This window comes from Solihabitans fulvus, assembly GCF_008386585.1.
In the GTDB taxonomy this organism is placed as follows: domain Bacteria; phylum Actinomycetota; class Actinomycetes; order Mycobacteriales; family Pseudonocardiaceae; genus Solihabitans; species Solihabitans fulvus.
In genome coordinates, this window is sequence record NZ_VUOB01000145.1 from 1 (window position 1) to 215 (window position 215).

Below are 215 nucleotides of genomic sequence, written 5' to 3' on the forward strand. Positions count from 1 at the left end.
GCGTTGTTTGAGGCGCAGGTGGGGCGGACTCCGGATGTGGTGGCGTTGGTGTCGGCTGGTGTGGAGTTGAGCTACGCGGAGGTGGATGCGCGGGCGAATGGGTTGGCGCGTGAGCTGGTTGCGCGTGGTGTTGGTCCTGAGGCTGTGGTGGCGTTGGTGTTGCCTCGGTCGGTGGAGATCGTGGTGGCGGAGTTGGCGGTGGCGAAGGCGGGCGG

Annotated in this window: 1 protein-coding gene; it reads left to right on the forward strand. The window is 67.4% G+C overall.

The window, feature by feature from the left end:
* Window positions 1-18 precede the first annotated feature (18 nt).
* Window positions 19-215, forward strand: a 197-nt coding sequence (locus F0L68_RS40840) for an AMP-binding protein (protein WP_438672357.1), incomplete at its 3' end; no start/stop codon positions are given.